This is a genomic window from Staphylococcus pragensis, assembly GCF_004785665.1.
GTDB lineage: Bacteria > Bacillota > Bacilli > Staphylococcales > Staphylococcaceae > Staphylococcus > Staphylococcus pragensis.
Map to the genome: position 1 here is coordinate 23,665 of NZ_SRPJ01000009.1, position 23,751 is coordinate 47,415.

27 protein-coding genes are annotated in these 23,751 nt (G+C 33.0%); 5 read left to right on the plus strand and 22 right to left on the minus strand.

Annotated elements, in window-relative coordinates; genetic code table 11:
* Window positions 1-216 precede the first annotated feature (216 nt).
* Window positions 217-1,365 (minus strand): bifunctional cystathionine gamma-lyase/homocysteine desulfhydrase, encoded by a 1,149-nt coding sequence (locus E2558_RS11070; protein ID WP_126564835.1) that lies wholly within the window; start codon window positions 1,363-1,365, stop codon window positions 217-219.
* A 1-nt stretch (window position 1,366) separates the two neighbouring features.
* A complete protein-coding gene (locus E2558_RS11075; RefSeq protein ID WP_126564836.1) occupies window positions 1,367-2,266 on the minus strand; it encodes a PLP-dependent cysteine synthase family protein in 900 nt (299 codons plus the stop codon).
* 289 nt (window positions 2,267-2,555) lie between these two features.
* Here E2558_RS11075 and E2558_RS11080 point away from each other — a divergent pair, with 289 nt between their 5' ends.
* Both E2558_RS11080 and E2558_RS11085 read left to right on the plus strand, forming a co-directional pair.
* Window positions 2,556-3,086: a pentapeptide repeat-containing protein gene (locus tag E2558_RS11080; RefSeq protein ID WP_126564837.1), complete on the plus strand. Its 531-nt coding sequence runs from the start codon at window positions 2,556-2,558 to the stop codon at window positions 3,084-3,086.
* 101 nt (window positions 3,087-3,187) lie between these two features.
* Window positions 3,188-3,727, plus strand: a complete 540-nt coding sequence (locus tag E2558_RS11085; protein WP_126564838.1) for a hypothetical protein — start codon at window positions 3,188-3,190, stop codon at window positions 3,725-3,727.
* A gap of 55 nt (window positions 3,728-3,782) precedes the next feature.
* Here E2558_RS11085 and E2558_RS11090 read toward each other — a convergent pair whose 3' ends face one another.
* Complete coding sequence (locus E2558_RS11090) at window positions 3,783-5,111, minus strand: sodium-dependent transporter (RefSeq protein WP_126564839.1); 1,329 nt, start codon at window positions 5,109-5,111, stop codon at window positions 3,783-3,785.
* Between the two features lie 150 nt (window positions 5,112-5,261).
* On the opposite strand from E2558_RS11090, the gene E2558_RS11095 reads away from it, so the two are divergent.
* Complete coding sequence (locus tag E2558_RS11095) at window positions 5,262-5,552, plus strand: hypothetical protein (RefSeq protein ID WP_126564840.1); 291 nt, start codon at window positions 5,262-5,264, stop codon at window positions 5,550-5,552.
* A 106-nt stretch (window positions 5,553-5,658) separates the two neighbouring features.
* Here E2558_RS11095 and E2558_RS11100 read toward each other — a convergent pair whose 3' ends face one another.
* The 7 genes from E2558_RS11100 to E2558_RS11130 all read right to left on the minus strand — a co-directional run bounded on the left by E2558_RS11100 (window position 5,659) and on the right by E2558_RS11130 (window position 12,959).
* Window positions 5,659-5,907: a hypothetical protein gene (locus E2558_RS11100; protein ID WP_126564841.1), complete on the minus strand. Its 249-nt coding sequence runs from the start codon at window positions 5,905-5,907 to the stop codon at window positions 5,659-5,661.
* 17 nt (window positions 5,908-5,924) lie between these two features.
* Window positions 5,925-6,653: an alpha/beta hydrolase gene (locus E2558_RS11105; protein ID WP_126564842.1), complete on the minus strand. Its 729-nt coding sequence runs from the start codon at window positions 6,651-6,653 to the stop codon at window positions 5,925-5,927.
* Window positions 6,654-6,724: 71 nt separating this feature from the next.
* Window positions 6,725-7,576, minus strand: a complete 852-nt coding sequence (locus E2558_RS11110; RefSeq protein WP_188349598.1) for a patatin-like phospholipase family protein — start codon at window positions 7,574-7,576, stop codon at window positions 6,725-6,727.
* A 17-nt stretch (window positions 7,577-7,593) separates the two neighbouring features.
* Window positions 7,594-8,292, minus strand: a complete 699-nt coding sequence (locus E2558_RS11115; protein ID WP_126564844.1) for a phosphatase PAP2 family protein — start codon at window positions 8,290-8,292, stop codon at window positions 7,594-7,596.
* A 143-nt stretch (window positions 8,293-8,435) separates the two neighbouring features.
* Complete coding sequence (locus E2558_RS11120; RefSeq protein ID WP_126564845.1) at window positions 8,436-8,804, minus strand: Na-translocating system protein MpsC family protein; 369 nt, start codon at window positions 8,802-8,804, stop codon at window positions 8,436-8,438.
* Between the two features lie 69 nt (window positions 8,805-8,873).
* Window positions 8,874-11,444: a DUF2309 domain-containing protein gene (locus tag E2558_RS11125; protein WP_135789032.1), complete on the minus strand. Its 2,571-nt coding sequence runs from the start codon at window positions 11,442-11,444 to the stop codon at window positions 8,874-8,876.
* Window positions 11,445-11,459: 15 nt separating this feature from the next.
* Entirely contained in the window at window positions 11,460-12,959 is a 1,500-nt protein-coding gene (locus E2558_RS11130) for an NADH dehydrogenase subunit 5 (RefSeq protein ID WP_126564657.1), read from the minus strand.
* 615 nt (window positions 12,960-13,574) lie between these two features.
* Here E2558_RS11130 and E2558_RS12625 point away from each other — a divergent pair.
* Together E2558_RS12625 and E2558_RS11145 are read left to right on the plus strand one after the other, a co-directional pair.
* Entirely contained in the window at window positions 13,575-13,637 is a 63-nt protein-coding gene (locus E2558_RS12625) for an alpha family phenol-soluble modulin (protein ID WP_103329523.1), read from the plus strand.
* An 890-nt stretch (window positions 13,638-14,527) separates the two neighbouring features.
* Window positions 14,528-14,968, plus strand: a complete 441-nt coding sequence (locus E2558_RS11145; RefSeq protein WP_126564655.1) for a GNAT family N-acetyltransferase — start codon at window positions 14,528-14,530, stop codon at window positions 14,966-14,968.
* Window positions 14,969-16,240: 1,272 nt separating this feature from the next.
* On the opposite strand, the gene E2558_RS11150 is transcribed toward E2558_RS11145, so the two are convergent.
* The 12 genes from E2558_RS11150 to E2558_RS11210 form a co-directional block, all read right to left on the minus strand.
* Entirely contained in the window at window positions 16,241-16,699 is a 459-nt protein-coding gene (locus tag E2558_RS11150; protein ID WP_002488641.1) for a GyrI-like domain-containing protein, read from the minus strand.
* Between the two features lie 284 nt (window positions 16,700-16,983).
* Window positions 16,984-17,247, minus strand: a complete 264-nt coding sequence (locus tag E2558_RS11155; RefSeq protein ID WP_126564654.1) for a hypothetical protein — start codon at window positions 17,245-17,247, stop codon at window positions 16,984-16,986.
* A gap of 5 nt (window positions 17,248-17,252) precedes the next feature.
* Window positions 17,253-17,825 carry a terminase small subunit gene (locus E2558_RS11160; protein WP_126564653.1) on the minus strand — a complete coding sequence of 191 codons (573 nt, stop codon included), beginning with the start codon at window positions 17,823-17,825 and terminating at the stop codon, window positions 17,253-17,255.
* Window position 17,826: 1 nt separating this feature from the next.
* Entirely contained in the window at window positions 17,827-18,165 is a 339-nt protein-coding gene (locus E2558_RS11165) for a sigma factor-like helix-turn-helix DNA-binding protein (RefSeq protein WP_126564652.1), read from the minus strand.
* 10 nt (window positions 18,166-18,175) lie between these two features.
* On the minus strand, window positions 18,176-18,598 hold the full coding sequence (locus E2558_RS11170) for a pathogenicity island protein (protein ID WP_126564651.1): 423 nt from the start codon (window positions 18,596-18,598) through the stop codon (window positions 18,176-18,178).
* A 54-nt stretch (window positions 18,599-18,652) separates the two neighbouring features.
* Window positions 18,653-18,862, minus strand: a complete 210-nt coding sequence (locus E2558_RS11175; protein WP_126564650.1) for a hypothetical protein — start codon at window positions 18,860-18,862, stop codon at window positions 18,653-18,655.
* A complete protein-coding gene (locus tag E2558_RS11180; protein WP_126564649.1) occupies window positions 18,862-19,449 on the minus strand; it encodes a BAR domain-containing protein in 588 nt (195 codons plus the stop codon). Before E2558_RS11180 ends, E2558_RS11175 begins: the two co-directional genes overlap by 1 nt.
* Window positions 19,450-19,463: 14 nt before the next feature.
* Window positions 19,464-20,216, minus strand: a complete 753-nt coding sequence (locus E2558_RS11185) for a hypothetical protein (RefSeq protein WP_070687832.1) — start codon at window positions 20,214-20,216, stop codon at window positions 19,464-19,466.
* Window positions 20,217-20,225: 9 nt separating this feature from the next.
* Window positions 20,226-20,558, minus strand: a complete 333-nt coding sequence (locus E2558_RS11190; RefSeq protein ID WP_002476284.1) for a hypothetical protein — start codon at window positions 20,556-20,558, stop codon at window positions 20,226-20,228.
* Window positions 20,559-20,970: 412 nt separating this feature from the next.
* Window positions 20,971-21,615, minus strand: coding sequence for a pathogenicity island protein (locus E2558_RS11195; protein WP_126564648.1), 645 nt, complete (start codon window positions 21,613-21,615; stop codon window positions 20,971-20,973).
* 1 nt (window position 21,616) lies between these two features.
* Complete coding sequence (locus tag E2558_RS11200) at window positions 21,617-21,979, minus strand: pathogenicity island protein (protein WP_126564647.1); 363 nt, start codon at window positions 21,977-21,979, stop codon at window positions 21,617-21,619.
* A 272-nt stretch (window positions 21,980-22,251) separates the two neighbouring features.
* Entirely contained in the window at window positions 22,252-23,739 is a 1,488-nt protein-coding gene (locus tag E2558_RS11210; RefSeq protein ID WP_126564645.1) for a virulence-associated E family protein, read from the minus strand.
* Between the last annotated feature and the right edge of the window lie 12 nt (window positions 23,740-23,751).

Genomic DNA, 23,751 nt, shown 5'->3' on the forward strand with positions numbered 1-23,751 from the left:
TGATTATACATATAAGAATAATTGAATTATAGGGGATACTCAATTAAGCGTCAATACAGTTTTTTAAAAAATTAAAAAATTCTGAAATTTTTAGTGTTTATTTACTTATATAGTAATTTTTAACAATTTTCAATATTAATTGATAAAAAAATAACGAATGCCCTCCGGTGGCGCATTCGTTATTCACTATTCTTTATATCATCAATTTCTATCTACTTACGCGTTTAAAGTATCAATAGCTTGTTTTAAGTCTTCAACTAAATCATCTGTATCTTCAATACCAATAGATAAACGTACTAATCCGTCTGTAATACCTTCTTTAGCACGAACATCAGCTGGGATTGACGCATGTGTCATTAAAGCTGGTACAGAAATTAAACTTTCAACAGCACCCAGACTTTCCGCTAATGTGAAGTAAGTTGTTTTATGGATTAATTGTTTCGCAGCTTCTGTATCTTTCACTTCAAATGCGATAACACCAGTATGACCACTTGATTGTGCTGCATGAATATCATGATTTAAGTGATCTTTAATGCTTGGATGGAAGACTTGTTGTACGGCTGGATGATTTTGTAACATTTCAACGATACCTTCAACGTTACGGTTAATTTGATCCATACGTAAACCTAATGTTTTAATACCTCGAATTAATAAATAACTATCTTGTGGTCCAAGCACGCCACCAGTTGAATTTGAAATAAACGCTAAACGCTCGCCTAACTCATCATCAGCAGTAGCAACTAAACCTGCAACTACGTCACTATGTCCACCTAAATATTTTGTTGCTGAATGTAAGACAATATCGATACCGAAATCTAATGGATTTTGGTAATAAGGTGTCATAAATGTATTATCTACGACAGAAATTAAATGATGCTCTTTCGCAATTTCTGCAGTACGTTTAATATCTGTTACACGTAATAAAGGGTTTGAAGGTGTTTCTACATATAACATTTTAGTTTCTGGTTTAATATAGTCTTTAACCGTTTCAATGTGAGTCGTATCCACGAAATCAACATCGATGCCATAACGTGTGAACACTTTTGTTAATGCACGATAAGTACCACCATACACATCAGAATTTAAGATAATGTGGTCGCCTTTATCTAATAACATAATAACTGCGCTAATCGCCGCCATACCTGAACCAAATGCGAAACCATGTTTACCGTTCTCTAAGTTCGCGATTAAACTTTCTAATGATGTACGCGTAGGATTCGCAGTACGAGAATATTCATAACCTTGTCTTAAATCACCGATATCATCTTGTAAATACGTACTTGTTTGATAAATTGGCGTTGTTACTGCGCCAGTATAGTCATCTGTCGTATGTCCACCATGAATCATTTGTGTTTTTTTCTTCATTTTATTTATCTCCTTTGTATTCAAATATTTTTTTCGACATATAGCGATCGCTTCCATCTGGGAAAATGGTTACAATAACACCTTTATCGATTTGATTTTTAATCTCTAACGCGCCTTGTAACGCAGCGCCTGAAGAACTTCCTACAAGTAAGCCTTCTTGTTTCGCCAACAGTTTCACATTTTCAAAACCATCTTTATCACTCACGGTAATAATGTTATCCACTAACGATCGATCTAAGAAGACGGGCCATTTCTCAGAACCAATACCTTCAATATCATGTGCATGCGCTTCACCGCCATTAAGCACTGAGCCTTCAGGTTCAACGATGACATTCTTTACATCGAACTGTTTCATATGTTGTGCGACGCCAGTGAACGTACCGCCTGAGCCAGCACCTGCCACAAAGTAATCAATGTGCGGTAAAGCATCTGTAAGTTGTTTACCTAGCGAATGTGTATAAGCAGCTGGATTATGTTCTGTTTCGAACTGGTTCATATAAACAGCGCCTGCATCTTCGGCATAAGCTCGTGCCTCTTGTTGCGCACCAATCATCCCGTTTTCTCTCGGCGTACGCTTAATATCTGCACCAAACGCGCGCATAATTGAAATCTTCTCTTCTGAAAAGCCTTCCGGAGCGAAAATAACGCATGTTAAATTGTAGCGATTAGCCGCAATTGCTAATCCAATACCTGTGTTTCCTGCTGTTGCCTCTACAATAGTATCGCCTTCATGAAGTCGTCCTTCTTTGATAGCTGTTTCTACTAAATATTTACCTAAGCGATCTTTCACGCTACCACCAGGATTAAATTGTTCCAATTTAGCATAAATCTGAACGTTGTCATCACTAAAACTTTCTAATAATACTAGTGGTGTTTGTCCTATTAAATCATATGCAATCATGTTGAGTATCCAGTACGTTGATAACCGTCTGAATATAACCTACTTTCTTTTAATAATATTCATTTCCAAAATTTTTACAATCTACAATTCTTACTTAACCACTATGGATTATACGCTATCCTTAGCATTAATGCAAAAAGCTAAATTATATATTAACTAAAAAATTAGACTATTTACTATTACTAATTAATAACTATCGTTCCTATTAACAATCGTGTTACGATTAATGTAATAAACACACAAAGGGCGTATATTTTATAACTAATATGACACAAAGGAGAATTTACTTATGCCTTCAAAAGCAGATTTATCTTTATCCGTATTTTCAAATGAAAATTACAAAAAATTAACTTATACGAATAGTAATTTTAGAAATGCTATGTATGATGAATTGGAAGTGAATAAAAGTCGCTTTAAAAATTGTAATTTCAGCGAAGGTATCTTTAAAAATATCAATACTATTTCTAATTCTAAATTGATAAATTGTGACTTTAGTAGCAGTATCTTTGTAAATACTAATTTCTTCAAAACATTAATTAATAAAATTGATTATAGTGTGACGACGTTTGATGACAGTCAATTCAATTCTTTAACAATAGAGCATACTTACTTTAAAGACTGTAGTTTACGTAATGTAACATTTAAAGATGTCGTGTTTAAAAAAGTAATTTTTGAGAATGTTGCATTAGATTTATGTCATCTTGATAATGTAAAAATGAAAGATTGTACATTTATCAATGTATCAATTAATAATTCTGCTATTCCTGAAAAAGTGATGAATGAATTGCGTAAGCAAGATGTCACTTTTGAAAATATGTAATTCCTTATTTTTGAAATTAAATACAATCCTCTCTTGCCATGTTTTAAATACATCATTTAAAGGAATAATGATTTAGGTATTTAAAACGAGGAGGAATCACTATGTCAGTACATGCAGATGAACATTATGAAGAATTTGAACCTAGTGGCATATCTAGAGAAGAATTAATGGAACTAGATGAATTAAAAGAACTAGTGGAAAAATTTAAAAATAATAGTGACGATCAACAATTAAAAGAACGTATTAATGACGAATTTAGTAAATGGAAAATGTATGTCAAAGATCAATATAAACCTGAAGACACAACTGATAAAGAAAGACTTTCTAATATAGCAGATAAAGTCCATAGTGATATTAATGCAGGATTTGAGTATAACGATGGTGAAAAAGTTTATGATTTCTTAGAAGCTTCTTACCAAAGAGGTAAAGAAGATTTAGTGTACGGACGTACGCTTATCCTTTTCTCAGAAGAAAAAATAATTCATCGTGCAATGACATTCTTTGATTCTACAGAAGAAAATCATGAATTAGTATTATTTATTAACTCTAAAAACATTGAAATCAGTAAAGAAATCATGTCAGATGACTATGTGCATGGTTTAGAAATAGAACGTGACTATTTAGACACTTTATTCAAATAAAAAATGAGGTTGAACTCCTATAAATTTGTAGGAATCAACCTCATTTTTATATATATTAAAATAACTGTACGATAAACACTAATATGATAACAACTGGCATAATATATTTAATTAAGAAATACCATGGCGCAAAGAATTTGAACTTATCGCGTCCAAAGCTTTCTTTTAAAGTATCTTTATCTAATAATTGACCAACTACAAGCGTCGTACCTAAGGCGCCCAATGGCATTAATATATTTGATACGAGAAAGTCCATGTTATCAAAAATAGTACCTGCGCCAAACTTCAATCCACTTAAACTACCGAATGAAAGTGTCGCTGGAATACTTATAATAAATACGAGAATACTTGCCACAAATGCAACTGATTTACGCTTAGTATTATCATTTTTAGTAAAATTAGAAACATTAAGTTCTAATAATGAAATAGATGACGTTAAGGCTGCAAATAAAAACAGGATTAAAAAGATAAAATAAAATACTGTTCCAAAGCCCATTTGGCTAAACACTAGAGGTAACACTTTAAATAATAACCCTGGACCTTCTTGAGGCGCATAGCCAAATGTTTTTAATGCTGGGAAAATTGCTAATCCTGCTAATACTGACACTAAAATATTCATAATAACGATTGAAATCGCAGACGATTTAATTGTCATTGCTTTAGGGGCATAACTCGCATATGTAATCATTCCTGTCGTACCTAAAGATAGCGTGAAGAACGATTGACCTAGTGCGAAAAGCACACCTTTCATAGAAATATCTTCCATTCTAGGTTGTAAGATATAGCGCACGCCGTCTAGCGCACCGTCTAAAGTTAAAGATTTTACTACTACAATAATTAAAAAGATAAACAATAGCGGCATCATTACTTTTGACGCTTTTTCTAAACCTTTTTCAACACCCATCATCACTATAATCATAGTCAACAGAATAAAAATACCTTGTCCCAATACTGTTAACCAAGGATTGCTAATAATTTTTTCAAAGTTAATTTGAGTGAGTGACGCTTTTTCAATAGATAGCATTTGTAAGATGACATTACCAATATAAATAATAATCCAGCCACCGATAACGCTATAAAATCCAAATAAAATAAATACAGCTAAATTACCGTTCCAACCAATGATATTTAGCCATTTCTTACCAGTTAATTTGCTATATATTTGAGTAGTATAAGTTCTTCCCATCTTACCTACTGTAAATTCCATAATTAATAGTGGGAATCCTACAAATATCGTAAATAATAAAAATAAGAGTAGAAAAGCTCCACCACCGTAAATCCCTGCCATATAAGGAAACTTCCACATTGCGCCTAGCCCGATTGCGGATCCAGCGCTTGCTAAAATAAATCCAGTTGAAGTCTTCCATTGCGATTGGCTACTCATTTTACCAACTCCCTTTAACGCGTTAAAGTGTTTATGCACTTAAGTACTACTCTATCACGTCTAGTTAAAGAGTGCAATATACATATATTTTTTATTTATTACTCTATATAGTAACATTTGTATAAAAGAGTCTATAAAGGAGGATTATTTATGTCTTTACTTCATGAAAATATTAAAGCTAATTATTGGAAAGGAAAAGAGGCCGTTGGTGGTCATGTATTATTTGAGGACAATGGTTTCAAATTTACTGCGCACGCTTTGAATATTCAAAAAGAGTCAGTATTTGTGTCTTATGACAATATAAAAGAAGTAAAACCATATAGAAGCCTAGGTATTATTCCTAATGGAGTAAAAGTAATTGATAAAGACGATAATGAACATAAATTAGTAGTCTACCAACAAAAAAATGTTATTCAATTTCTTAACGATACGAAAGCTTAATATATTTAAGAGTGGGACAGAATTCATTACGAACATATTGTCCCACTCTCTTATTCCTAAAGATAGAAGTATTTAACTCACACTTCTTTATACCTTCTACTACTTTTTATCCATTAAAATCATATGCGATGGCTTGTCCTTCAGTGACTTCTTGAATACTTAGACTTTCAATATGGTCAATATTAATATAATGTACTTGCGTATCATTTTTTAGAAATAAATAGGCAAGTTCGTCGAATTCATCAATTAAACGTTGCACACATGTATCATAATCTGGCCCATGTTGAAATGTTTTAAATTCAGTATATGATTTCCCAGAAACTGTTGTATATGTTAATAGAAAAGTACGTTTCATCTTATTCCTCCATTAATTTATGCATTAAAGAATTCAATGATATCAGCTTCTACTTTGTCACTACCATCACCGTGGGTCATCAAATGCTTACATAATGGGTGGCACATTAATTCTTTATCTTCACTCTTAATGTGTTGATAAATGTATTTGGCACCATCTTGATAAGATGCTTCATCTTTACCGCCGTATAAAATTCTTGCTGGTAATTCAATGTTGCTCAAATTTTCTGTTATACCAGTAATAAAGTTTTTAAATGTCGTAATATGAGGTTGATATGCTTGAATACTTTCTAATTGTTGTTGCGATGTTTCTTCGTCGAAATTCAATAATTCGTTCATACGTTGACCGTAGCGTTCCATACGCCATGCAATACCCGCTTCTTCTTTCTCACTTGGCGCAGACATCACTGCGATTTTATCCACTTTAACTGTTTCAGCTAATTTCAATGTAAATAAACCACCTAACGATACGCCAGTGACATAAATCGTTTCAAAGCCCTCATTTTTTAAAAATTGATACGCTTCTTGAACATCATTCCACCAATCGTTAATCGTAAATTGAGTGAATTCATTTAAAGGTAAACCATGCCCACTATAATTAGGTGCATAGCACGTATAACCTGCTTCGTTAAGTACGGTCGCCAAATGTTTAACATCACGAATCGTGCCTGTAAAAGAATGTAATAATAATACTGCTTCTTCTCGTGTCCCTTTAAGATGGATGGGACGTGGTGATTTTACTTTCATTCTAACTCCCCCTAATCAAATGCAAATTAAGTTTTATTAACACTGCCCGCAGGCTTAAATCTAAAAATGTGTTAGTCTACCCATTCCTTATAATGATTTCGAATTTCTTGAGCCAATGCTTGACCTTGTTGATAACCTGTATTACCAATATTTAAGATATTATTTGGATTATAAATATTATCTCCAATTTCTGCTTGGCTATCACTATCAGGACTTATCACTAAGACTTGGCTGTGTGCGCTTAACTTTTCAGCATCATCATAAGCGCTTGGCATCATACTTAAGCCATCAGCTAACGGTGCTAGAATAATAATCGACTTAGCGCCTTCCGCTAGCATCGCATTGGTTGGTGAAATCATGCCACCATCAATCCAGTCATTGTCATTCAAACGAATGTGTGGCCAAATACCAGGCACAGCACCACTCGCTGTGACCGCTTCTTCCAGCGTTATGCCACTTTGCGAATTAAATGTACCAGTTACTCCAGTTTTAGCATTAATCGCAGTAATTTCCAAATTATCTTTCCACTCAACATCACCTAAACGTTGGCGAATCGCTTGTTTACGCTCATTTAAATCTACTTTAGAAGGACGCGTATACACAATATCGCCCATCATTTGTCCGACTTTCTCAGCATCATCGCGTCCTACGATAAAGGCATTTTGCCATAAACGATAAACATCAGACGACATAGAAGCACGATCATTCTCATCACGTCGCTCATCTAATTCATAATAATAATCCTTCATATCATAACCATTCGCCAACACAGCTCCCACAAATGAGCCAGCTGACGTACCTATGATCTTATCCGCTTTATTTAATTTGATACCATTATCTATTAACCCTGCTAACACGCCAGCTTCCCAAGCGATACCCGTAATACCGCCTCCGCCTAATACTAATGTACGTTCATTTGTCATTGATATCTCTCCTTTATTTAACGACGTTGAACAACCTTTCTTTTAGCTCTTGGAAAATTAAGATAAAACAATGGAACAACCATTAAAAACAACGCTATCCATAGCACACCTAACGACACACCGCCCACGACATCCGTAATATAATGAGCATGGAAATATAGACGACAACCTAAAATGCCCATCCATATTATGATAGTAAGCACACTGCTTATGATTCTTATAGCCATCACCTTAATCATAGGCAAGATGACGATAAGTAAAGCTAAGGCTAATAATGTACTCGCATTTGAGTGTCCACTTGGAAACGAATAGCCATGATCCCTCATTAAATGATTATATGGACGTGGTCTTTCAATCAGTTGTTTAATCAAATAATTCATTAACGTGCCTGTATAGATACTCAATATGAGCCATATCGAAACTTTATAATTTTTAAATAATAAAATAAGCGCTAAAAATGCAGTTATGTACATGACCGATTTCACTTCGCCAATTTCAGCGCAAAAAGTCATAAAGTCCTGCCAAAGATTGTCTCCAAATTGTCTTTGAGGTTCTCCAAATCGTTCAGTGAGCCAATGTAGTGAACCTAAGTCAATGTTTTGAACAAACAATGTATTCATGCTCACATTTATCGCTAAAAATATAAAAATAATTAACCCAATCATGAACATAGGTACCGTTATCGCAGATGTAAATTCTTTCTTTTGTCTCGTCATGCCACTTTCACCAGTTCCTAATTTCATATATTTCCTTGTGTAAATTGTACACTAATTCGCTCTATTTAGCTTATAAAACAAATAACAGGACAGAAATCCATCTCGTTTCGAAAGATTCTTATCCTGTTTATGCACGTTATTATTTATTTTTGGAGTGTTTTTTCTAAATTATCATCTAATTTAAAGACAATCACGCGTTCTCCAGTGATTGTACTCAAGTCACTATGAAAGCTATTCACGCTCACGCCTGTAATATCTAATATTAATTGCATTAAATCATCTTGTCCGGATTCAACAAGTTCAGAACGTGTACGCTTAATATTAAGTAAGCCTTCTTGTGTTTCACATACACGGTATTCTGCTGGAGTTAAGACACCTTGTAAATTGACGATAATCATATCTCTTAAAATATCTGTTTTAACTGAAAGCGAACCTCTCCCAAGAAAGTCCTTTTCCCACTGAGTGATTGCTTTACTAATTTCCGCTTCATACGCACCTTTAGTTTTAGCCATGGTTAATCCTAACTCTCCTATTGATTGATTAACCTTATTTTATCACTTTTTCGTGAAAAACCGAACTCCCTACCAGTCTTTCCAACTGCCATCTTCATCGATACTTGCTAGACGTACCCAACGATGATCTACTTTCTGCTTAAATTTAATATTATTCTCAAGTAACGCTTCAATATAACTATCAGGCGCTTGAATGACCACTAATAAACGAATCGGAGAATGATAAATTTTATTATCCGCTGCCATCACCGATTGCCATGGTAAGCCCGCTAACAAGTCACTTGAATTACCTTGCATGATGCCAACGCCTGACGTTACAGATTGTGTTGTTTTATTCCCACTTCCATAAAAATGAGGTGCTACCGTTGAAGCGTAATATTGTAAATTAATCCATTGCGCAACTAGCGCTGGGCCAGAAATAATCGTATTAAGAATCTGACCGTCTGCATCCTTTTTCCAATCGTAATTATGTAAAAATGCACGACCTTCTAAATTGGTACCTTCTGTGATACTACGTTGCCCAATAATAAACTCTGCATTACGAGCAAGACCCCATTCTGGACGGATTTCACTCCAGTCACTCGCATAGCGACGCGCTTCCGCAATCGGATTTTTCACTTTGCCTTGATCTAAACTAGGTAAGTTAGCTAAACGTTCAGTATTGGCTTTATAACTTACACGTGGCATCGCTTCTTCTAACATATCAAATGCTTTTTGAGCTGACGCTGTTAACTCTGGCATATAAATATATTCTAATTCGTCTACAGACGTTTTATGTTCTGCTGCAATAAATACCGTTTCTTCCGGAATATGAATACCTTCTGCTTTTAAGCTTTGACGCACATGCGGTAAGTTACACATCATCGCAAGTAACTTAGCATTAAAGCCACTTGATGCCCCACCACAAGCACCACATTCTAATGAAGCGTGGTATGGGTTATTGTTCGATTCACTGCCGTGTCCACCTAAAACGACAAGTGGCGCGAAATCAGTGGTTAAATCCATAAGTTGTAATGCTTGTCTCGTGAAAGCGACTTGTTCTTCTTCAGTGAAGCCAATTGGTAAATCGCTATATACTTCATGTTCACGATTGATTGTTAACTTAGCTTCTGGCTTCTTCAACCAATTCTTCGTGAAGTTACGAACAAAGTTGCGTGTGCTCTTTGGTATCAGCGTGCTTGCTAATGTATTCAAACTTAAGAATGGGCCACTTAATTCTGGTAAAAGTAAACTTGGTAGCACGTTATGTTTCATCAATTTAAATGTGTAAAACATTGATGTGACTGAATGTTGCTGTTGATTATACGTATTTAAAGCATGTCGATCTGCGTATTCTTTAATTGTATATGCAGGTGGTACCATGACTGGCAATGAATTATGACTAAATTGTTCATCTAATACTTCTTTACGAATCGGTAAGCCGAAGAATCCTGCGATACCAATTGTTTCAAATGGACCTTCGCTTTCTAAGTGACGACGAAATGGTTCAGAACGTACGTCAATACAGAATGCTAATTGAACTTGCGTTTGTGGTGTATCTTGTTTCGTCGATTTATCATAAATACTATCTACTAATTCACGTTCATGTGTTTCTTCCCATGCTTCAAGCCATAATTTTTTAAAATAAAGCGGATTAAAATCATGTGCAAATCTCAAATGAGCAATTTGTTCTTCAATCGACATCGCTGCCCATTCATCAATAGACATTTCACCATAATACAACCATTTACTCACTAATTCTTTAATACGTCTTTCCACATTTAAGACTGCCGGGCGACTCATTTTTTCAGTATCTAAAAAGATACATTCCATTGTTAAACGAATCGCAAGATATTGTGTGAGTAAGTCTTCTTCGTGTTCATTCTGTTCTGCGCGATAATACATCATTCCTGCCCATCCAGGCAATGATAGGAAATGTCCTGTTAAATAGAATTCGCGTTCATCTTCTGCGATATCCAAATGATTTAATGCCATAACAAGTGCTTCTCTATAGTCATGAGGCAAGGTTTTAATCATTTTGCGTTGTGTTTTCGTCAACATAGGATCATGTTGAGCTAAGTGTAACCATGCCACATAGAATCCTTCTTCACGTTTAGGCATTGTCCAACTTGATTGGAAATTATCAAGATAAAGTTTTGACCACTTGATAATATGTGTATTTAGCTCATCCATTAGGGATTCGCCTTTAGCATTAAAGGCATTGGCACTTTTAGAACGCGCATATTTAAATGGTTCATTCTCAAAGACGCCTTTAAGTTTGGATACTTCCAGTTTTAAGTATGCTTCTTTCGTGATTAAATCTTGCGGTACATCTTGTATGCGCATTGCATTTTTGCAATAAGTGTCGATATGTTGTTGAGGTACAGTTGTCTCGTATGTACGCACAGCTTGTTTGACTTCTTCTTCAACGATAGATTGGTCTATCTCGCCCTTTTCCAAAGCAGTCATCACAGAGGCGTGGCTAGGGTATAAATCAATATCTCGTACGTGTTTAAACCACTGTGCGACTTGGTCGAAGGTTTGATGTTCCATTTCTTCCCAAGGGTTGCGTGCTGCAAAAATTGAGATAGGTGAAAGTGGCGTTATCACACGACGTGCTGATTTAACTGTTTCATCTATATTATGTTTGGTAATAGTCATGTCAGGTTTCACCTCTTATAAATATTTCTTCAAATAGTTAGGATGGCTTTCGACGGATTTAAATTTAGCTTCACCGATCTTAATGAGCCATAAATAAACTTTGGCAAAAGCAGTCGATGTACGACGGCGTGCGACCCAAATACTGAAGACACTACCTAATACTAGAATTGCGATACAAAGAATGGCACTGAATAATGGTGGATGAGATGGCACCATGTAAACACTATCTAAAATGTCCACAAATACTTGATGTGTGATGACATAAACGAATGCTACGATAACGAGCATAGCAATACCGATAATACGTCCCATAACGCCTCGATTTAATGCTACCATTTGGTTCCAAGATACAGATAATGACCAAGCTAAAATGAATGCACTAATTAAAGTGTAAGCATTGTGCTTACTTGTCATGAAAAAGATAATTGCAATAATAATCGCAAGTGCGCGTCCTAATACTGTCCAAGCATATGAGCGCTTAACGTTAGGCGGCGTAGGAATGTTAAAGCGTTTCACAATTGAACCTGATTGTAAGAATAAAGTTGCTTTAAATACACCGTGTAAAATTAAGTGAATAATCGCAGCTGAATAAACACCTAGCGCACATTGCACAAGCATAAAGCCCATTTGGCTCATCGTAGAACCTACGAGTTGGCGTTTATAGTCTACATGGACCAAACTAATTCCTGAACCAATTAATACGGAAATACTTGAGATAATTAGCAATACTGTTAACGCAATATGGTTATCAAATACTGGTGAAAAACGAGTTAAAATAATACCACCAGCGTTTACAATACCTGCATGCATAATGGCAGATACAGGTGTCGGCGCTACTACTGATTCAATTAACCAACTTTGGAATGGATATTGCGCTGCTGGAATAATGACGGCAAGCACAAGCAATAAGTCTATTAGCAACTTCATGCCATAACCTATTGCGAAATCGTAATTTTGCGTTGGATTAATCGCCCATTCTCCAGTTCCTACATACAATAAGATCACTGCTAATAATAAAGCGAGCCAACCGATAATAAATGAACGCGCAGAAACTTTGGCTGCCTCTGCAGGCACTTTCCATGAGCGGTTAAGACGAATCAATTGAGTTAAGCAAAATAACGTAAGTCCCCAACATAATGTCATTAATCGTAAATCATTACTTAGCCAACCAATTGAAGCAAATACTGTCGTAAAGGTGTAGAGTGTGAAATATTTACGATAGTTACGATCTCCTAGTAAATAACGCATTGAGAACTTTTGAATGATAAATCCTAAGGCTAATACAAAAGCACCTACTAACCAAGCAAGTTTATCTAATGCAAATATGCCTACCACTTCTCTATCTTGAATGGTAATTAAACCAATCACTCCTACGATGACAGGTAATAAGAGTAAAATTAAATGTAAACGTATGTATTGTACAGGGACCGAAGGAATTAAAAAAATCAGTCCACTTAGCACTGCAATGACAAGCGTTATAAAAAATAATGTTAATAATAAACTTGAACTTAACATTGCTAATCCTCCATTTTTCAAACTAATTTAATATTTAAATTTATATACGAAAATACCTGCAACAGACTAGTTTGGTTCCTATCATTTAAGGTTTCAACTAACTATCGCAGGCTTCTTTAGAACTCATTTGAATATATTATAAATGTTTTTTATAAGCTACCTTCTGATTATGTATATAAGACTATCTAGTGTTATCTATTATTTTAATTTAGTCTTTTAGAATTTGTGGTTGTGCCGATAATTTCTATATAACATATTTCTTATCCTTCAATTAAACAATGGATGTATTATAGTATGAAACATCCTTGCATAATTGCTTGATAAAGACTTATGTAAAAAAATTCGCGTAATACCTACAATATATGAAAATAATACCTAAATGTCAAACATTTATCGTGGCTAGGCTGAGTAATATTAAGGTTTTGACGTTATTGATGAATATAATAGAGTGTAAACCTTAAATTCTTAAACTATTACACTTAGGCATGAATCACTGTCGTAAGTTATCAGAAAATGGTCGGTTATGAAGCGCTTTCCACAACTTAGGGATTATCACCCTTTTATTTAAAAGCGCACGTTATACTGTATTTAACATTTAATAAGGAGGTACTCAAAATGGGAATCATTTCTGGTATTATTGATCTTGTTAAATTCATCATCGACTTAACTAAAAAATAAGTCCTAAATAACGCACATAGAATCTATTAAAAGTAAGTTAGTTTTTTTAAGAAGCTAACTTACTTTTTTATTGCTGAAGAAAAAACGTTTAACCGAGAAATAACTCGATTAAACGTTAGTGGATAAAATGAATTTTTTAGTTATCTATAAAATAACACATTTTTGAGTGTGTGCATGTAACAATTCTGTGAAAACGCTTAAATCTTTTAAAAAAAGTGCTTAATTCTACATAAATGATACTTAACCTTTAATTAAAGGTTGTAAATCTAATCACTCTCACTGATAATATACTTTGTAACACTTTATTGCAATAGACCAACAACATTTTAGAGAAAAGTTATATTAAAAAATATAACTAAACAACATCACAGAGAGGACATCTATATGCAGCACCACACACGCTTTACTTTTATTTCTGTAGTGATGACAATTGTGAACGTCTTTATTGTCTACACTACCCTTTTTACCAATTTATATAATCAAACTATCTTCAATTTTTGGTATTGGCCTGGCGCCTTAATCATTTTCCTTACACTTATTTTCAATACATTATGTTTATTATTAGGTATGCGCCTTATACTTAATATCATTTTGTTTATTTGTAACATTATTTTATTAATTATATTTACCTCACCATTTTTATTGAGTTAAATTTTCATAATTATAACAAGCGCGTGGTATGTCTTCTATTATAGAAATTTACTGCGCGCTTTATTTTCACTAATAATGAAATGCGTTGTTTTATAGTCCTCAATTATTTTCATTAATTAATGTATGTTCTATTTATTTACCTATGAAAAAGGGTATTTGTCTAATGAAGACTTTATATTGATCGCATATACATACCCATACGTTCGAAATTCATACATATTATAAAGTAGGTGTTAATATTGATAGAACATTTAGAAAAGAAAAAGCGGAAAACCTTGAAAGTATTAGCTAATATCTGGTTAAACGCAAATATAGATTCTCATACTTTTATAAATAGTCGTTATTGGATTGATAACTATAGCAATATGTTGAAGTCAGTAAAAGAAGCCAATATATACGTCTATAAGAAGAATAATCTTATTGTAGCTTTTTGCGGATTAGAAGGTAATTACATTAAAGGATTATTTGTCAAAACTGAACATAGAAATGAAGGCATTGGCACAGCGTTAATGCATCATTTAATGACAATACATGCAGAATTAACATTAAAGGTATTCGCCGAGAATAAAAAAGCCGTTCATTTTTATGAAAAACTCGGTTTCGTTACGGTTGATACCAATATTGACACCCTAGATAATAAAGAACTTTTAATGAAATGGACCAAACCTACAACTGAATAAAACCAAAATAAACCCTCTAACCGCAACGGCTAGAGGGTTTCATCATTCTTATCTCTTATTCCCACTCAATCATAGATTTAATTTTATAATACATCAGAAACTATCAAAAGACTATCATATCGCTTATTATAGCTGATTATTCATTAGATTTAATTTCATAACCTTGCCTTTTGTTTCAGAATTATGCCCTTTTTTTGCCCTCTGTTTTTTAAATAAATTTGATTTTAAATATTACATTATTTGCATTCTCATTTAAACTAAAAAAAACACATCAATTAAGATGTGGCGAAAGGGGTTTGGAAAGTATCTTTCAAGGAGAATGTTTTCAAAAGATTGTAATTGCACTTACACCTTTTTTAAGAAACTTATCTAAAAGACAAAACTCTCATTTCGAGAGTAGATAAATTATAACATAAAAATTGAAGCAATCACTAAGATTTGCCTCAATAAAAGGAAAAGTTTAAAATGTCTTAAGATAAACATTTCAATATGTTGAAGGGAATTTCAACGTGTATATACTTTACCACATAATCATATTTTTAAAAACCAATTTTTTATATTTCAATCAATGTATACTCACCATCATAGTCAATATTCATAGTATAAAAAAGGGGCACTCAGCCCCTCGAGTCTTATGCCGTATACTTAACAAAGTTAGAGATTACCTAAGTAAGAATGAATTGTATCAATAGACGAAAAGGATATAATGTAAGAAAAGTCTATTACAAAGGTAACCTCATTTGTTAATTATTACATATTCATTATTGTTTTTCTACTATTAATATTTGATTACATATAGTGATTTTACATGTAAAATTCCACTCTTGTATTTGTAGCGATCAATATATTTGTACGTATTCCTATTTCTCGCTGCATTAGAATACGTCTCTCAGCGTCTTTAAAAAATGTGTTTCGTCATGAATAATCACAGAATAACAAGATAAAACATGTTTATATTAATTTAAGCATGGGTATAATAGATTATGCTCATAAAATAAACTCTCCTCATTAGTCAATTGATTAATGAGGTTTTTTGTATATATAAAAGAGACCAACCATTAAGGTTAGCCTCTTTTAACCATTACATATCCACGTATAGCTAAGGGTTTCATTTAATAAAATAGGACAGCTGAGGCTTTATATTAGCCTCTGGAAATTATTATCTCTTTTTTTGTAGATAATGTCTATTAAATAATTGTTAAAAGTTTTTACTAGTATGTAAAGATGAATTTACAATGTATTTCCCACTGCAACACAGGACGCTTCTCAGAATTATAAAACTGGTATTAGTATTTCACAATACTTATCTTTTCCCTCTTCTTCCTTATAACGCTCTAATATAGGTTCATTTTTTACTCTTAACTTATTGTTATCTATAATGTCTGGTAAATTAGAATAGAAGTCTTTCACGTCTTTTGTTGTATGAGGTATTGCAAAAACAACATATTTTCCTCCCGTAAAACTTCGAGAATTTATAAAATCATTTATCTTTACATCTTCGTCTATTTTTAATACTAAATCATATCTACATGATTCTTCTTCGACAATTTGCGGATCGTCTAATGCTACACCTAATATTCCGTTAGTTTCAACATATCTCCAATAACTATTTTCTTTAATCCACTCTTTAAAATTTTTCATCATTTCATAATTCCTATTACTACCATACTTACCTTTATTTCTAACATAAATCACATTACAATCATCTAAAACTTCGATTTTATAGTTCATTTTAGCACCTCCAACAATAGGCTAACCCGAGTTAAAATTTATTACAATATGTATTTAAAAAGTATTTTATCAATACAAAAACGCCACTTAATAAGTGACGTTTGAACTATCTCATTATTTATTGTTTTTTATTATCTTTAATCTTGAAAACATCTCTTATCAATTCGTTACTTCCTATCCAATTAGAAATAGTACTCATAATAAAGTTTACTAATTTTCCTATCAATTCCATAGACATATCCCCTTTAATATCTCTACTTCACTTATACCACTATTCAACTTTTTTAATTATAAATAAATATCCTATCATCATTCAATTTTATAGATGGTACTATGCGCCTATCTGCACCATTTCTAGCAATCATTAAGTTAAACGGTAGTATTACTCCTAATCCTTTTTGCGTTTTACTCAATGTATGCCACACTGTACGCTCTTTATCATTCATCAGATCATCGTAATAGATGACGGAACATTTCTTTATCGACATCGCTCTGTTATACATATCTTCAATGCTTATCATATTTAATTTATCGGCAGTATCACTCATGGTTATCAGTCCTCTAATGGTAAATCATTAATAATCATTGTTCTGTTAGGGTGTTGCTCATGTAATTCATCTAATGCTTTCCGTTTTTCTTCTCCCTCATCTTCCGGCCACTCACCTATATTAATAAAAATCGGTGTGTCCGTAGATAATTCTTTCTTATCAATAAATAGCTTATGATACTTACCTAACATATCTCTAGCCCGTAAACGGTCACTAGGCTTAATAGGTACTTCTACCATTTCTACATGTTCGTTATAAACTAGGTTCATTCTGTCAGTATCGGGGTTGCGTTGAAACTCACCACGTTTAACGACAACCTCTCTCACTTCACTCTCATCACCTACTGCTGCATTACTTAGAATATGAAGTAGTTCGTTAGCTGATAGTACGCCCTCATCAATCACTTTCTTACGTTGCTCATCAATGTACTTAGCCACTTTCTCATTCTTTAGCAATCTACTACCTTGTACACTTGCAGTATGAGGACTATAACCAGCCTTAATTGCACTTTGTGTTACATTCAACGTCTTTAGGTATTCAGATATAAACTTTTCTTGTCTAGGGTTTAAATCACTCATGTTATCCCTCCTCTAATTTGTCTAATAAACCATTCAATAGCTGACGTATTCTTTCCCTACTTAAATTGAATATCTTTGCAATTTCATTCATTGATTTTCCTTCACATAGTAAGAAAAATATGTAGTATTCCCTTCTAGTTCCTACTGCATAAATAAGTTGATCTAATTCATTAAAAAACACTTGGTTTCCAGTATTCTCGTTTAGTGCAAAGGGTTCGACTTCATCACTCAGTGAAAAGAAATCATCTATATTGGTATTTTCATCATTATATGTAGTATCATGGTTCTCTTTTGAGTAGTCACTTATAAACTGCTTGATAGCCTCTCTATCGTAACTCATGCCCTTACACTTACTTTCGTCTTATCTTATATAAGTCACGTTGTAGGCGTTCTATGAGGTCATAATCTATTGTCGAACCATTGGACTGCATATAATACATGATTTCCTTTTGTTCACCTGGTGTATATCGCTTAATAACTTGTTTTAATTGCTGCATATTGCTATTAGATTTCATTTTGAAATACTTTAACTTTTCCTTTTCTTCTATAATAGTAATTGCTAACTTCTCTAAGGGATATGAGATAGTTATAACGCCATGAACTTCACTAGTAGTCATGTGGGAGATGTTTAGGTGATACATCATCTCTATTTGCATAGTGATAGCCTTAATTTTAGTATTGATAAACTTAGGGTTATATTCCGTTAGCAATGTGTACTCAGATATTTTATTTTCATGATAGATTAGTGGATATTTCACTCTTTTAAGGTTCATGTATGCACCTCACAAATAAAATGAGCCTACCGCTAAGGATAGGCAAGATATTTATTATTTAACTATTCGATTTTCTTCGAACATTTTCATAAGGTTTCTGTCTCTTTGTGACTGTTGAGTTAGTTCATCTTTTCGTTGTTGCTGAATATTTTGGGAAAATTGTTCTTCTACTACATCTAATACTTTGTGACATTCATCTGCCGATAATGTTGTTTCAGTTAAAAGATAATTACTAACCTTATCTAAATTGTATTTTCTAGCCATTATTTAGCACCTCTTAATTTCATTTTATTTCTAATATCAATGATTGGTAGCTCATTTCCGCTCACATAATTTGAATACTTAATAGGACTGAAATAGTTTTTAATTTCTGCTCTTACTTCTTTATCTTCTTCAAAGTTTTCTTTATCATAAACTCGAACAAATCTATCAAATTCTATTTCATATTCATCATTTAATGCTGCGATTTCATCTACTACTTTGTTATATTCCTCAACGATTGGCTCAAATTTTGCTAATATACGTTCTTTGTCTTTTTTGTACAAATGAGGTAAATCTGCTTGATGTTTAATAAGTTCAATTGCCTTTTTACGTCTAGCTTCATCAAATACTTCTTTTTTAGTCGATAAGCGTTTCTCTAAGGCTTTCAATTTCTTCTCATTACTATCAAATGTAGTATAGAGTGCGTCAGCCTCGTCATCTTGTGAGTTAGCAATTAATTCTTTATATTTTGCTTTATCTTCTTTAATTCGTTGCGATAACTCTTGACGCTCATTTTCAATTTTATTGATATTCTCTCTTTGACCTGTGACATATTCGTTGTATTCATCAAAATATTTTGCAGTTTTCAATTAAGTCCCTCGTTTCAATTAGTTTTTAAGCCTATTTCTCTTATGTAGTTATATGGCTTTTTAATCTCTTTTTGTGGTAATCGTTTCGGTATAGTTTGCAGTAATATTAAGACTTTCTCAAAGTCGATATTATTTTCATTTCTGTTATAAATAAATTCTTTAAATGATTTCTTATCTAGATCATTCAACTTTGCTACAAACTCATCATTATTCATATTCTTTTCAGTAGCACCATCTTCTTTTTCCCTGAGTGCTTTCTCTTGGTTAAGCGTCAACTTATGAGGATAAGTCTTTAATTTTTGATGCTTGTCATTTAGATATGAATAATTGTTTTCTATACCTTTATTACGCTCATTTCTATTTGTTTGAATATATTTGTATAGTTCAATCTTAAAACGCTCTATCACATTCATATGAGCCTCTGAGTGTGTATTAACATAGTTTTTTATATACTTTTGTTCTTTAGTAGAGAAACGCCCTAGAACAGTATAAAAGGCGTTTAAATCTCTTTGACTTCTACTCTTATACCGTTCCAATTTCTGACGTTCTTCTAATATAGCGATTGCTAGATTTTCAACGGAATAACTCTCATAGTAAATACTTTCTGATACAGTATCACTACATAAACTAGGTGTAGTTCGGCCATACATATCTTCTATATCGCTTTCTATGAGTGCTATTCTTGATTGAATGTAGTAAGTATTAAATCTAGTGAACAATTCGTAATCGCTAACTTTCTCTTGAATAATTTCAATCGCTGCACTCACTACATCACCTTAAATCTCAGTTTTCTTTAACGCCTCATATCGCTTTAAACTACCTTCGATATGACGCTTGATACTTCTTAAGGCTAATTCTTTCTGTTCCTCAGATTTAACCATGAAATAACCTCTTGCATCCTTTTTATAGCTATATCCGATTGGATAACCATAATCAACTACTAAACTATTAATCGTATTTCTTAACCATCTGTCGTTGTTTCGGTTAAATTCCATATTCAATTGATTAAATATATTTTGCTTAGTAATAATCTCGTGCTTAGTGTTGCGTAATACGTTTAATACTCTGATATGATCGTTCGTTAATTCTTTTTCAATTGTTATTGTCATTGTTTTATCCTCATTTCATTCTTAATTGAGCAGACCTAATTAAATGAGGAGGTAATAAATGAAAATCTAGTGAATTTGCATTTTTTAACTATTGTATTCGTAATTTCAGAGAACAAGAAACTAACCAATCTACATAAAAGTATAATTACTTCTATAACACTATTATACTAAATTTACACCTAAATAACAAACAAATGTTCTTATTTTAGTAACGTTTATATAACTTCTTAACATTCCATTTAACACTATAAATAAAGCGTTTATACTACTTTTCATACAATTTCACACACTTTCTTTTATAGAACTAATGTTCGTTTTTACCTAAACTCAATTCGAAATCATTAACAAATCTTAACAATTACGATTTACATATAAAAAAGCCATGCACCTACTAAGTGCATGACCTAAAAATTTACGCTTTCACACCATCATAATAAGACTGTTTCAATTCATTCAATCGCTTAATCAATGCCTTACTATCATCTTCATTCGCTTTCTCATTCTGGATAAACTCAGTAATGATTTTCAAACCCTCAACTAATTCTGGTGCTGGTTCATTAATTCCAGTAGCTAACTGATACAATGCCTCCATATTACCTATAACATCAGCATTACTAGATTGAACGCCCTCAAGTTCATCTATATTGAAATCTTTACTCATGTAGTCGAACATATCAGTATTATTACTTTCTGCAAAGGTTTCTAGGCCATACATGAAATACTCATTATCAAACATGAAACTAGCCATCATATCGCTTATAGTGTCATGTGTACCATCATGTAAATCATAACCAGCATAATATCCCTCAATGCTCTCTATAAGCTTCTCAGTATGCTTTTCTGAGGCAATCTCAAAAGTTTTTCTCACTTCACAATCTTTTATTAACACATGAGCGTACATCTTCCCTTTGCTTACTAGATACACAGTATTAAATGGATCATTATAAATCTTAAATGCAAAAGGTAATTTATAACTACTTTCACATAAGCCCGTAAAATATCTTAATAATGTTGCTGCCCTAGTTTCAAATTCATTTGCTATAATTTCAACGTTCATATTAGACACACTCCATTTCTTTTTTACAAATATTAAATGCAATGGGCAACCAATGATCTGTTTTAATATATTTAGACTTCACTATCGGTAAGTCCAACCCTTTACCATCAACTAGATAAATAATTGGTGGACAAATATCCATCTCAATTAATCCATCTCGTTTAAGTTCAGCAATTATATTAAATGCTTCTTGGTTCCATCCAATCCAAAACACCACATTTGGATGTTGGCCGCTTGTATATGCCCCATCACCTTTATAATTAAAGTTATTTTCTTCGAATACATTTTCTATTTCTACAAAAGTAGTTCCATCGTGTGATTCTATATATTCTAAAATTTTTGATTTTAATTCATTCTTATTCATTGTATTCCTCCTAAAATTGTATAGGTGTCCTACCGTCCTATTATTAGTAAGTTGCAGGACGCATTTAGTACACTTGTTATTGCTACTCTCCCAATGTATTAAGGTTCTTTGTCCCGTTGTCCCACCGGTTTAGGTCTACACTTATATATATTTTTTGGGTTCTTGATATATATATTTTATAAAACTTTAACTTAAAGTTAGCAGGACACAGGGACACTTGTAGCATGGCACTTACTGTCACAATAGCTTGAATGTGTCCTACAACTGTCCTATTACTGTCCCGTTGTCCCTTTATCGTCATTTTCATTTTTTAAATCTCGATAATAAGAGGACAAATCAATTTGAAAACCATATTGTCTGCCTATACCTTCACCGAATCTATAACGCGACTTGCTTTGTCCACAATATCGTGTATTTCTTAATGCTTTATCAATCTTCCTTAAATTATGTGGTTGTGGTTGGTCATCTCGTTTCATCATCACTTTCCAAATTTCCATACTACATACTTTGTCACGCCATACATGAGCACCTGGTTTTGTATTTGGTAATTCAATCAATTTACCGTCACCATATAATTTAATATAATCTTGGTCTATAACATCGTGAGCATATCTTCTTTTTTCTTCTAATGTTCTATACCAATAGTCAGATGGAATAGGACGCTCAAGAAACTCTTCAATTTCACCGACTAAAGCATCTTTTTCAGAATGCTCTTCTTGGACTTTCAATGCTGTTTCACTAGCTTCTTTATCTAATAACAATACTTTATCGGTTGGATCATCATCAAAATAAACTTTAGCTTCAGCAAACATTTGTTGAACAATGTCTTGTGTTAAATCGTCAAATGGACTTTTAGTTGCTTTATTTTTATCTGTCGTAATAGGAAAGAAACGACGGTTACCTGTTTGGTCTTTTAGAAATTCATAATTATTTGTCGTACCTATAAACACACATTGGCGTGGATGTCGCTCAATACGTTTACCATATGAAGCTCTATAAATATCTACAATCGCACTAATGAAACTTTTAATATCTTCAATAGTAGACTTTTGAAATGCTGCGAGCTCTTCTATCTCACACAACCAGGAACCTTGTATTTTTTTATAGGACTCATCACCTTTAAACGTTTTTAAACTTTGGTTATACCAATGACCACCTAACTTACTTACTGTCGTAGACTTGCCATCACCTTGCCCGCCATATAGAATAATCATGGAATCGTATTTGATACCAGGATGATAAATTCTAGCAACCGCACCCATCATCCATTTTTTAGTCACTTCACGATTATAATGATTATCTTCTGCACCTAAATAATCAATAAATAATGTTTCAATTCTTTCAATGCCGTCCCATGATTTAGATTCAATCATCGACTTAATAGGATGGAATTTATTATGATAAGCTTCTTTTTCAATGACACTATCCATAATGTCACGACTAAATTGCACATTATAATATCTATCTATATGAGAAATGACATGAGTTGTATCAATATCAGCCCAATAATAATTATTATCATCGTTGGTACGCCAATATGGTAGACGTTTTAGTTTAGTAATTTTTTCAAAGGAATCGTATTGTACTAACCCTTTTAAACTTTCATCATTTTCCATTATCAATTCTGCGTTTGCAGTGGTCTTTTTAAGGGCTTGTGTTGTGGCTGATCGTCTTAATTTACTACGCCAATCATCACTATTGGCCAAATAATTATTTTCATCAATCAACTCAAATACTTCTTCGTTGGTTACATCTTCCAAATAAAAACCTCC